The sequence below is a fragment of the Dyadobacter sp. genome (assembly GCF_017744695.1).
Taxonomy (GTDB): domain Bacteria; phylum Bacteroidota; class Bacteroidia; order Cytophagales; family Spirosomataceae; genus Dyadobacter.
On sequence record NZ_JAGIAS010000002.1, the window covers coordinates 617,907 to 629,689 of the forward strand.

Here is an 11,783-nt window from a genome sequence, read left to right on the forward strand (position 1 = left end):
AATAGTGACTCGCGTTTCATTTGTTGTTACATACCTACGGCATTGTATGTCTTGCATGTCCATTTTCTGCTACCAATATTACATGCCTGACGGCATTTACCACTGTCAAACATCGCTATTTAGATTATTTAGAATCGCGTAGCGATGGAATATTGGTAGCCAACAATGCCATCACCAACGATTAAAGTCCCGTAGGGACGTAACAACCATTACGGCCGGATGCTCGTACCATCAAATTTACGAACCTGCCAGTTGGATTTGCTCGTGATCGGATACTTGGCGGCTTCTTTTTCATCAATATCCACGCCCAGCCCGGGCACCTCGTTCACCGACATATAGCCGTCCTTCATCGTCGGGCAGCCCTTGAAAATCGCCTGCGTCTTTTCATTGAAACTCACAGCCTCCTGGATACCGAAATTCCAGACAGCCAGGTCGATGTGCGCGTGTGCCGCATGACCGACCGGCGAAACATCGCCCGGCCCGTGCCAGGCTGTTTTGACATTAAACCACTCTCCCAGCCGCGCCACTTTCATGGCTGGCGTAATACCGCCGATCTGCGACACGTGGCAGCGAATGTAATCGAACCATTGATTAGCCATCGGATCGCGGAACTCGTTCACGTTGTTGAACAACTCGCCCATCGCGATCGGTACCGTGGTACTTTGGCGCAGCTGACGGAACCAACCCATGTTTTCGGGTGAAAACGGGTCTTCAATAAAGAATGGCCGGTATTCCTCCAATGCCCTGATCATATTAATGGCGTCCATCGGCTGCACACGCTCGTGGATGTCGTGCAGCAGCTCGATATCCTCACCACAGCGCTTGCGCACCGCTTCAAACAGCTTCGGTACCGACTTCAAATAGGCCCTTTCATTCATGTAATTATCGGTAGCCCCGCCAAAACCGGCCGCCTTGAAATCCGGTTTTTGCTCGGTTGCACCCACTGCGCCATAGCCGCCCTGCTGAATGCGTATGTATTTGAAACCCCGGTCCATAATGCGCTGGACGTCGTCGGCAACGGCCTCGGGTGTATTGCCATTGGCATGGGTGTAACACGGGATCGCGAAACGGGCCTTGCCACCCAGCAACTGGTACACCGGCATCCCGGCGCGCTTACCTTTAATGTCCCAAAGCGCCTCGTCCAGTCCGCTCAATGCATTGTTCAGCACCGGACCATTCCGCCAATACGAGCTCACGTAGGTCGAATGCCACATGTCTTCGATATTGTCCACGTCCTTTCCAACGCAGAACTCATTGAGGTAGGTATCGATCGCCGTCACCACCGCGAAAGCACGCTGGGTGAAAGTCGCGCAGCCGAGTCCGTAGAGACCGGGCTCGGTTGTTTCTACTTTGACGACGATCAGGTTGGAGCCCTGGGGCGCGGTGGCGATCGCTTTCACACTTTTGATTTTCACGGGCGCCATGCCTTTCGCGTAGGCGGGTCGTGTGTAACGCTCGCGTGGGTCTCCACCATACGCGCGGTCGGTAGCGCCCAGGAGCCCCAGCAGCCCGGCCGTAGAACCGGCTCCCAACATTTTTAGCGCGTCACGACGATTTTGGCGGGGATCAGAGGAACTGTTATTCATAGATGTTTGGATTAGGAATGATTAGGTTCAGAAATGGTTAACGGGTCAGGAATAGTCAGGAATAGTCAGAAATAGTCAACAGGTCAAGAATAGTCAGCACGGTGCATGGTCTATGGTCGGCCGTCGGCGGTCAGCCGTCAGCGGTCGGTCGCCTATCGTCACGGAAGCGCAAATGCTATGTACTTGCCGCCGGGTTTGTGACCGTTTTTAGCACCTCCGGCTGCGAGTACCACGTATTGCTTGCCGTTCACCATATAGGTTGCGGGCGTAGCAAACGCACCTGCCGGTAGCTGGTATTCCCAAACGGTCTTCCCGGTTTTGCGATCGAATGCGCGGATCTTTTCATCTTTGGTACCTGCGATGAATACCAAACCTCCTGCCGTTACGATCGGCCCGCCGTAGTTTTCGGTGCCGGTAATGGGAACGCCCTTTTTCGTGAGTTCGGGAAACTCGCCGAGCGGTACGCGCCAGAGGTATTCGCCGGTATTCAGGTCGATGGCGTTGAGTGTTCCCCAGGGAGGTTTAATCGCCGGGTAACCGTCCGGGTCGAAGAAGCGCGTCCAGCCGTTGTTGATGTATGGCGGAATGTACGGGAATGCCGATTTTGCTTCCTCGGGCGCTTCGCTCGCGCTATGATTTTCGGATACCAATGTCCTTTGCTCCGGGTTGGCCAGGAAGGCGACCAGCTCATCCCGCTCTTTGTCGGAAATATGCTGGAATGAAGGCATCCGGCCGCGCCCGCTTTTGATAATGCTGCCGATTTCGTCCTTCGACATCCTGTTACCCACCTGCACCAGGCTCGGGTATTCCTGCCCGCTACCCTGCCGGTCGGCGCGATGGCACGCGGCACAATTCCGCATATACACAGCCAGCCCGGGCGTTGCCGTAGCTTGCCTCGCGCTGTTACCGCCTCTTCCATTGTAATCCATCATTTTCAGGTCCCATACCATTTCATTGGCGTTTTGATACAGGATACCGTCCGGATCGGCTGCATTACCACCCCATTCCGCACCGCCGCCGATGCCCAGGTACAGGCTCCCTTCCTTGCTGGGCGGCATGTACTTGTTACCGGAGCGGGTTTGACCGAATTTTTCTTTTACAAATGCGTGCGCTTCGGGCGTACGGTCGGTGATTTCGCTTTCCGTAAAATTCTGGCGGGAAAACGGCGCAGGTTTCGTCGGGAAAGGCTGCGTAGGCCACGGATGCTCCCCGGGAAGGTGGTAATCCGTCAATGCCGGGCGTTCCTCTACCGGAAACAATGGCTTACCGGTATCGCGATCGAGCAGAAAAAGCAAGCCGTCCTTGGTAGCTTGTGCCACGGCGTCGATTTTCCTGACCCGGCCATCCGCGCCTTTGTGTCTGACCGTCAAAAGATTCGGCTGACACGATATATCCCTGTCCCAGAGGTCGTGGTGAACCGTTTGGTAATACCAGTTCATTTTCCCGGTTTCGGCGTTCAGCGAGATCACGCAATTGGCATACAAATTCTTCCCTTCGCGATCGGCACCATAGAAATCAACCGAAGGCGATCCGGTACCGAAATACACCGCCCCGCGCTTTTCGTCGAGCACCATACCGGCCCAGCTGTTGGCTCCTCCAATGCGTTTCCAGGCATCCTTCGGCCAGGTTTCATGACCTGGTTCTCCGGGCTCGGGCACCGTATGGAACGTCCATTTGAGCTTTCCCGTGCGCACGTCGAAGGCGCGTATGTGCCCGGGCGCGGCGTCCCCGTACTCAGATACGCGCGAGCCTATCACGAGCATATCCTTGTAGATCACACCCGGCGAGGTCGCATCGACCGACAACCGGTCGTTCTCACGCCCCGGCCGGCCGGTCACGCCCTGGCTCAGATCGACTCTTCCGCCGTCGCCAAAGCCCTGCACGGGTTTTCCAGTGGCGGCATCGACAGCATAGAGGTGGTTTCCTGCTGTGTAAAGGATTCTTTTGTCACGGCCGTCTTCCCAAAACATGACACCGCGGTTCGCATGAAAACGCGGCGCACTGCCTGCGAACGGGTCGAAGCGCCAGAGCTCTTTGCCGGTATCGGCTTTCAATGCGAACAGGCTCAGGTATGGCGTGGTGCCATACAAAATGCCCTGCACGATAATCGGCTGGCACTGGATTTCCATCGGACGGCGCGGGGCGGTTGCGCCCGGTGCGAGCCAGGTAGCATCGTATTCCCAGGCTACTTTCAGTTGGTTTACATTATTCAGGTTGATCTGTGTCAACGGCGAATAACGGTTGCCGGCCTTATTGCCGCCGTAGGCAACCCAGTCAGTATTGCGATCGTCGGTTTGCAGGCCTACGAGCGCATCAAGAGTTATAAGCAATGCCAGGACAGTTGCAATTCGCATAAAATATCCCAGCGGACCGACGTCTGGTTGGTTCGAATGCATGAATGAAGTTGGGTTTAGGTAGACATCCCGTAAATACTCCTGTGGGTGTCACCCTGAGCGGAGTCGAAGGGCTTGTAAGGCGTCTTGCCATACGGACTGTCTTCGACCGCCGGGCGGCCCCGTCCGCTCAGACTGACATTCTTCACACATCCGTCAATACCCCGGATTTTGCCGCATATTCACATTGGCAGTGATCTCGTTGATCGGGATCGGTTGGGCGTAGTCCGTAGGGTCCCATTGAATGGCGCCTCCGCGAATGCGCTGGTAATAAGCCGCTTCCTTATCGCCGATCTGCCAGCGGCGGACGTCGAGCCACCAATGCCCTTCGGCAAAAAGCTCGGCCCAGCGCTCGTATTTGAGCGGGTCGTTTTTCAGGACGGCGTCGCTGGCCTTCGTCTGGTCGGTAAGGCTCTTGTAATCCAATGCCGACGGCGTATTGACCGGCAGGCCATAAGCCCTCCGCTTCACCTTATTGATGTATTCCAAAGCCCCGGCATTGTCTCCCGAATGCGAGAGTGTTTCGGCATAAAGCAGATACACATCAGCGAGCCTGAGCCACGGGAAGTTGGCGCCATTCGACATGTTAATCTCCGCTTCCGTGCCATTAGGGTTGGTGAATTTGCGGAAGCTCCAAGCCTCCATATCCAGTTCGGTAATGTCGAGGTAATGCGAAATAGGCCGTTTTTTGCCATTCACAACCATTGAATCTACATAAGGCTGATAGCATGCCACCCAAAGGCGCGGGTCGACGGTCTGCTTCTTCTTCGCTTCCAGCGAGCGGGTAATGTAGGCGGGATCCACATTGGCGATATTCGCGCTGGTCGTTCCCGGTTTGAAATAATGCCCTTCATTGAACCCGAAACGGGCGATGTTTTTGGCGTGTGGGAACACATTCGACCATGCCGAAGCAGCTTGTCCTCCATTGTCGCTCACGTACGTAGGCGCGATGACCATCCCGATACTCGATCCCATCGACTGGTCATCGCCGCCGCGGGCCGTCATATCCACGTTCAGGTTCAGCTCGAACAATGATTCGGAGGTAAATTCATTTTTACCATTGAACATATCCTTGTACACGTCAAACGACACCAGCGATTTGCCGCTGTTGGTCACCACATCGCCAAGGTAGGTTTTGGCATTGGCCCAGTCGGCCTGGTAGGCGTATACTTTGCCCAAAAATCCTTTCACGGCCCAGCCCGATACCTTGTATTTGTCGGTAGCGCCTGTCCAGTTCGTGCTTTTGAGCAGGCCTTCGGCCGCTTTGAGATCGCTGATAATGAAATCCCAGCCTTCCTTCACCGTTTTGCGCGGTACCTGCGTCGCTTCGAGGCCCGGAGCTACTTCGGTAATGATCGGAACGCCCATTTTGGCGCCGTCGGTGGCCGCATTGAAACCTTCTCCCCAGAACGATACCAGGTGAAAATAATACCAGGCACGCAGGAAAAGCGCCTGCCCTTTAATCAGGTCAATCGCCGCCGCGTCGTTGGGTGCCTTCTGGCGGTAATTTTCTATTGAAGTAAGCAGCGTGTTGCTGCGCTGTACGCCGCGCCAGAGCTCACGCCATGTGTCGTACAGAAAGCTGTCGTTGGGTTGCGAATTGTTCTGGCCCATCTGGATCCACGTCGGCGTCCCTTGCCAGCTCAAATCGAGGGTATGGTCCCACAGCCAGAGGTTTTTGCCCAGCATCGTGTGTCCATAGAGGCCGGTGGCGTGCTGGGTGGCATACACGCCGGTCAGCAACTGTTCGAGGTCCGTCACCGAGTTGGGATATTGCGAAGGGGACAGTGCACCCGGGTTTTCGACATTCACGAAGTCGTCGCTGCACGAAAGCAGGCCCGTAAGCACGAAAAGCAGGAGAAATTGGTGTAATATTTTCATAGCCTTGCCAGCTGTTTAAATCGGTTAGAAATTCAGATCGATACCCATGGAAACCAGTCGTGTGCGCGGGTACGAGTAAATCGTATCGAGCCCGCGGGCAGTGGTACCGTTGCGGCCCAGCACCTCCGGGTCGAGGCCCGAATAGCCGGTAAAGGTGAGCAGGTTCTGCGCCTGGAAGTAAACCCGCAAACCACTCATTTTCCATTGTTTCACCAATGCGGAAGGCAATGTGTAGCCCACTTGCAGGTTACGCAGTTTCAGGAACGAGCCGTTTTCGACCACGAACGAGGAAATACGGGTGTAGTTTGAATTCGGGTCGCGCACGTAGTTGCCCGACGCGTCCTTCGTGCCCACACGAGGCTGGTCGGTAAGGCCGTTTCCATTGAAAAACGAGGTTTTGAAAATGTCGTTGGTCGTATTGTAGTCGCCGACAAAAAACTGGGTGTAATATTTGTTGCCATTGAAAACATCCACCCCCTGCACGCCCTGGAACATCGCCTGCAAATCAATGCCTTTCCAACCGAGGTTCAGCGAGAAGCCATAGGTGATTTTGGGCCATGGATTACCGATGTAGGTTTTATCGTCGATGGTAATGCGGCCGTCGCCATTCACATCACGGAATTTCAGGTCGCCCGCGCCGGTACCCGCATTCTGGAAAAATACGCCGGTAGTAGGCTTACCTGCCGCCGAAGCAGCTTCCTGTGCGCTCTGGTTCAATGCCGCTACTTCTGAATCGGTCTGGAACAGGCCTTCTACAATATACCCGTAGAACTGGCTCAACGGCTTGCCCGCCTGCGTGCGCGTAACGGTACTTTCGAGGTAATCGCCCGCGGCGCCGTCGTTGATCGGATTGTTGTTGGTACCGCTCAGCTGTTTCACCAGGTTTTTGTTAAATGCCGCATTCGCGCTCACCGAATAGGTAAAATCCTTCACCTTACCCCGGTAATCCACCGCCAGTTCAAGTCCTTTGTTGCTCATCTGGCCGATATTGGTATACACACTCGACCCATAAAAACCCGCAGAAACCGGCACCGGCACCTGGTAGATCATATCCTGCGTCTGGCGGCTGTACCAGTCGGCGGTGATATTCAATGCATTTTTAAACAAACCAAGGTCGATACCGATGTCGGTTTGGTTCACCTGCTCCCATTTGATATTCTGGTTAGGCAGCTGGGCCGTCAGCGCGTAGCCTTTCGAGCGGTCGCCGTTAGGTAAACCCAGGATATTGGTACCGCCGCTGCCCCCGTACGAAGCCTGATAGGTGTATTGCTGAATGCTGCTCGTGCTACCCAATTTACCGTAGCTTGCGCGGACTTTCAGGTTCGAAACCTGTGAAAAATTATCCCGCACGAAAGCCTCTTCGCTCACTTTCCAGCCTACCGAGAAGGAAGGGAACACGCCCCATTTGTTGGCCGGACCGAAGCGGTCGGAACCATCGCGGCGCACATTGGCCGTGAAAAGGTATTTGTCGGCAAATGTATAGTTGACCCGCCCGAATTGCGACAGCAGACGTGTTTGCGGAAACTCGCCGCCACTGGTTTTATAGGTACTCGGGTTAGTAGTCATGGCCAGGTTATAGGTAATCACCTGAAAGCCCTGTGCTTCGCCATGCAAGTTGCTCAGGTTAGACTGATAAGCCTCGTAACCCGCCATAGCCTTGATCTCGTGACGTCCGAATGTTTTGGCGTAAGTAAGGACGAAGTTTCCGGTAAAGTTCCGGGTATTACTCTGATCGCGGCCCAGGAACGCATTCACATTTTTAAGGGTACCAAAATCGTAGGCCTCCGTGAATTTGTAGTTGTTCACGGCGTAAATCGACGCCCCGAATGTGGAGCGGAAGTTGAGGCCTTTGATGATTTCCCAATCCAGGTAAACGTTCCCTTCCAACGCATACTGGTTATTTTTCGCATGGTTGATCAGCTCATTCGCCACGAGGTTGGGCCCGGTGAAAAAAGTCCCCGTTTTCGCCCAGCCACCTACGGGGTTCGTCGGGTCGTATACGGGAATCACGGGTGCCGAACGGAACGGGAATGTGCTGGTTTGCACTGGATTGTTGCGGGTACTCCAGCCGTACAACGTCTCTCCTACTTTCAAGCGGTTATTAATCTTGAAATCCGCATTGGACCGGATCCCGTAACGTTCGAACCAGTTGTCGATGATGGTACCGCCTTCGCGCTGGTAGTTGGCCGAAAGGTAATAGTTGGTCTTGGGCGTCGCTCCCGAAAGCGACAGCGAATAGCTCTGATCGCTGCCATTTTGGTAAATCTGATCCACCCAATTGTTATCCGGCAGGGTATTCGGATCGCCCCAGCCGCTGGTATTCACACCGGAAGCGGCCTTGGCCTTGATGTAATCCGGCGTATTCAGCATCGAATACAGGTTCACCGGCTTCCGCACGCCGTAGTAGGCATTGAAATTGATATTCATTTTGTCGGAACCTGCGGTGCCACGCTTCGTGGTGACCAGCACCACGCCACCCGCGGCTTGCGCCCCATAGATCGCCGCGGCACTCGCATCTTTCAGGATTTCAATGGATTCGACGTCCTGCAAGTTGAAGTTGTTACCCGCCGACATCCGGATTCCGTCCACAATGTAAAGCGGCGCCATACCGCCAATGGAACCAACGCCACGGATCACGATGTCCGAACCACCACCCGGCGAACCATCCGGGCGCGTCACCTGCACACCCGCCGCGCGGCCCTGCAATGCTTCATTGACACTCCGCACAGGCAGGTTTTTGATCTCTTCCGACTTCACCGATGATACCGAGCCGGTCAGATCCGAACGTTTTTGCGTACCATAGCCGACCACGACCACCTCTTCCAAAGCCTTATTGTCGATTTTCAGGGTCACGTCGATCTGGCTCCGGCGGCCTACGATCACCTCCTGCGACATGAAACCGACAAAAGAGAATGTCAGCACCGCGTCGGCGTCGGTAATGTCGATATTGAATACCCCCTGCTCGTTGGTCGAAGTACCGCGCTGGGTACCCTTCTGGATCACGTTCACGCCCGCGAGCGGCTCGCCTTTTTCGTCGGAAACCTTACCGATGACGCTGATATCGAAGATTGTTTGCAGGTTGACCTTCTTACGCATCAGTTCTGTCATTTTTTCCTTCAAAACCGGATCGGACGTAAAAGAAAATGGCTCTTTCAGGCTGGTCTGCTCTTTCGGTTTCCGGACCGGCTCGCGCTTTTTCTTGACGATGATCGTCTTGTCGACAATATTGTAGGTCAGCGGCTGCCCGGCAAAACAGGCGTCGAGCACCTCTTTCAAAGGCGCGTTCGTCACATTGATATTGACCTTTTCGGCCTGATCCAGCATTTCAAGATCGCAAATGAACAGGAAGCCCGTTTGTTTCCTGACGGTCCTGAGCACTTCCAGTAAAGTTGCGTCCTTCTTTTTGATCGATACCTGCTGGGCGAATGTATCTTCGGCCAGCACCTGCAATGTACCAATCAGGAATATCAACACGGTTAATTTCATCGTCAGGAGGACTTTGCCAAAGTCGGTTCGGTGTTTTACGGCATACTGCCCCCATAGAGAACGGATAAGTATATACGCCCCCCATAGGACAGTTTTGCCCTTGTATACAAATTTCATAGTTTTGTATGCCTGGTTAAAGTGAATGTATCGTTGTCCAATGATAGCAGGACTGATCAGGTCGGGCCGGGTGCGGTCGCAACGCATCCGGTCTTTTTCCTCATCATCCTTTTCCGGTAAGCAGCTCAGGAGGAATTCAGGAGGCTCATGTCAGGGGAAGTTTTAAGTTGAAGGTATTCAATCTGTATTTTTCACGGTAATTTTCCTGTCGTCGATCCGGAACTGGATTCCGCCCGTCATTTCGAGCATTTTCAGTACTTCCGACACGTTGTTCTTGCGCGAGATCGTCCCCGCAAATGACTTTCGCTCCACATTTCCCTCATATTTCACATCCAGGTCGTACCAGCGCGAAATCTGCCGCATGATCTCCCGGATATTGCCATTGAACTCGAACCGCCCCTCTTTCCACGCCACAACACTCTCGGTATCCACCGTGTTAACGGCAATATCATGCACCGCCTCGCCCGTTACGACACGTGCCTGCTGGCCCGGCGTAAGCACTTTGGTCACTTCGTCCTTCTTCACACGCACGGAACCTTCCAGCAGGGTCGTCTGCATCGTAGGTTCGTCACCGTAGGAGCTGATATTGAAATGCGTACCCAAAACAGTGATTTCCATATCTTTACCATTCCGGTTTTTATCCGCAACGCGCACCAGGAATGGCCTGGCCTTGTCGGGTTCTATTTCAAAATATACTTCCCCCGTCATTTCAACATCCCGCCTATCGCCTTTAAAAGCGGTGGGGTATTTCAGGCTCGATCCGGCATTGAGCCATGCCTTGGAGCCGTCGGGTAGCACGATTTTGTATTGCCCGCCAAGCGGCGTTCTGAGCACATTATAGGCCACAGCACCGTCATTGACGCCATTTTTTCCATATATCACCTCCCCCTTCGATTTGTCGATTGTGGTACCGGGCTGCACCAGGAGGTTTCGTTCGGTGATCGTATTCAGATCGTAGGTCCGGCCGTCGGCCAGCGTAAGGCTTGCCCTATTGCCTCCCGCGGGCGCGTCGTCCCCGTACACGCTATGCATGACCGCCACCTGCGGTGCCGGTTTCCTGCTGTTAAACCACCGGTAGCCTCCGTACACCAGGAAAAGCACCACCGAAGCCGCAGCCAGCCTGAATAACCACATCGGGCGGTTAGCGCCGAGCTCCCGCTCGGTGCTAACCGATTCTCGCTCGATAATCTGCTCACCGTCACTGGCACCAGGCTCTCGCCTGGTGTCCCGCATCCCCGTAGCCGAAAAAATCGAGCTCAGGATATCATCGGCCGTTTCGTCAGACAATGTATGTTTCGTGCCGTCGCTGCGGATAAACTGATCGATCAGCCCGTTGATCTGCTCACGGTTATCGTCCGAAAGCAACATGGCCATCAGTTCTTCCCGCTCTTCGTCGGTTATTTTTTTCTCACAATACCGGAAAAACAAGTCGTCCAGTCGTCGGTTTTGCATAGATAGTCAGGATTACGGACGGCTTTTGCCGACCTTCACCCGTAAAGACTTCTGCCGGACGGTTTCGGGGGACAATGCGATAAAAAAAAGTTTTAAAATTAATTTACCAAGAAAAACAGCAGCCAGGAAATCGAAATTTCGAGCTTCAATTTGCTGTATGCCCGGATGTGGCGCAATGCGCGGGCGAGGTGCGTTTTGACTGTTTCGGAAGAAATACGGAGCTTTTTCGCGATCTCGTCACGCTTCAATTCCTGCTCCTTGCTCATGAGGTAAACCTGTTTTTGCTGGGCAGGCAAAAGCTCTACCGCCTGATGCACGATTTCCTCGATTTCGAGGTCGAGCATGCGGTTGTAAGTCGTGTTTTCGCCCGCGGGCAGTTCGAGTTGAAGGTCATCGACGAGTTGTTGCTGCCGGGCCATTCTTTTGAGGGCGGAAAAAACGTGGTTACGGGTCATGATGAAGAGGTAATCCTCAAAACCAGCGATTTCGAGCAATGCTTCCCTTTTAACCCACAATTTCAAAAATACATCCTGAACAACTTCCTCGGCAAGAAAACTGGAATGGGTGAGCCGGAATGCCGCGGAATAGACTTTATCGCGATACCAGTGAAACAGTGTGGCAAAAGCCCTTTCGCTGCCGGCTGCAATATCAGTCAGCAACTCCGTTTCATTATGTAACGCGTCTATCTTCAATGGAATACATGGCAGATTTGCACAAATGTAAACATCAAAACGGATCAAATAGGAAAATATGGTTATTAAATGTTTTTAAAAAGGGAATGGCGCGAAGGTATGCCTTCGTGACTAACTATTCGCAGGCCTCCGGCCGGCCAGTACCGCAAGCGAGGTGGCGCGAAGGACACCTTCGT

6 protein-coding genes are annotated in these 11,783 nt (G+C 53.9%); all 6 read right to left on the reverse strand.

What is annotated here, in order from left to right; genetic code table 11:
- Nucleotides 1-209: 209 nt before the first annotated feature.
- Nucleotides 210-1,535, reverse strand: a complete 1,326-nt coding sequence (locus tag J7619_RS10215; protein ID WP_409012723.1) for an enolase C-terminal domain-like protein — start codon at nt 1,533-1,535, stop codon at nt 210-212.
- A gap of 209 nt (nt 1,536-1,744) precedes the next feature.
- The gene (locus J7619_RS10220; RefSeq protein WP_291197593.1) at nt 1,745-3,982 is read right to left on the reverse strand and encodes a pyrroloquinoline quinone-dependent dehydrogenase; all 2,238 of its coding nucleotides are present in this window, start codon (nt 3,980-3,982) and stop codon (nt 1,745-1,747) included.
- 153 nt (nt 3,983-4,135) lie between these two features.
- The gene (locus tag J7619_RS10225) at nt 4,136-5,860 is read right to left on the reverse strand and encodes a RagB/SusD family nutrient uptake outer membrane protein (protein ID WP_291197595.1); all 1,725 of its coding nucleotides are present in this window, start codon (nt 5,858-5,860) and stop codon (nt 4,136-4,138) included.
- Between the two features lie 24 nt (nt 5,861-5,884).
- Nucleotides 5,885-9,463: a TonB-dependent receptor gene (locus J7619_RS10230; RefSeq protein ID WP_291197597.1), complete on the reverse strand. Its 3,579-nt coding sequence runs from the start codon at nt 9,461-9,463 to the stop codon at nt 5,885-5,887.
- A gap of 177 nt (nt 9,464-9,640) precedes the next feature.
- On the reverse strand, nt 9,641-10,915 hold the full coding sequence (locus J7619_RS10235) for a FecR family protein (RefSeq protein ID WP_291197599.1): 1,275 nt from the start codon (nt 10,913-10,915) through the stop codon (nt 9,641-9,643).
- Nucleotides 10,916-11,013: 98 nt separating this feature from the next.
- On the reverse strand, nt 11,014-11,607 hold the full coding sequence (locus J7619_RS10240) for an RNA polymerase sigma factor (RefSeq protein WP_291197601.1): 594 nt from the start codon (nt 11,605-11,607) through the stop codon (nt 11,014-11,016).
- Between the last annotated feature and the right edge of the window lie 176 nt (nt 11,608-11,783).

Excerpts from the sequence above, each read along its gene's own strand:
- J7619_RS10215 (WP_409012723.1), bottom strand. The coding sequence starts at position 1,535 with ATGTTGGGAGCCGGTTCTACGGCCGGGCTGCTGGGGCTCCTGGGCGCT.
- J7619_RS10220 (WP_291197593.1), bottom strand. The coding sequence starts at position 3,982 with ATGCATTCGAACCAACCAGACGTCGGTCCGCTGGGATATTTTATGCGA.
- J7619_RS10225 (WP_291197595.1), bottom strand. The coding sequence starts at position 5,860 with ATGAAAATATTACACCAATTTCTCCTGCTTTTCGTGCTTACGGGCCTG.
- J7619_RS10230 (WP_291197597.1), bottom strand. The coding sequence starts at position 9,463 with ATGAAATTTGTATACAAGGGCAAAACTGTCCTATGGGGGGCGTATATA.
- J7619_RS10235 (WP_291197599.1), bottom strand. The coding sequence starts at position 10,915 with ATGCAAAACCGACGACTGGACGACTTGTTTTTCCGGTATTGTGAGAAA.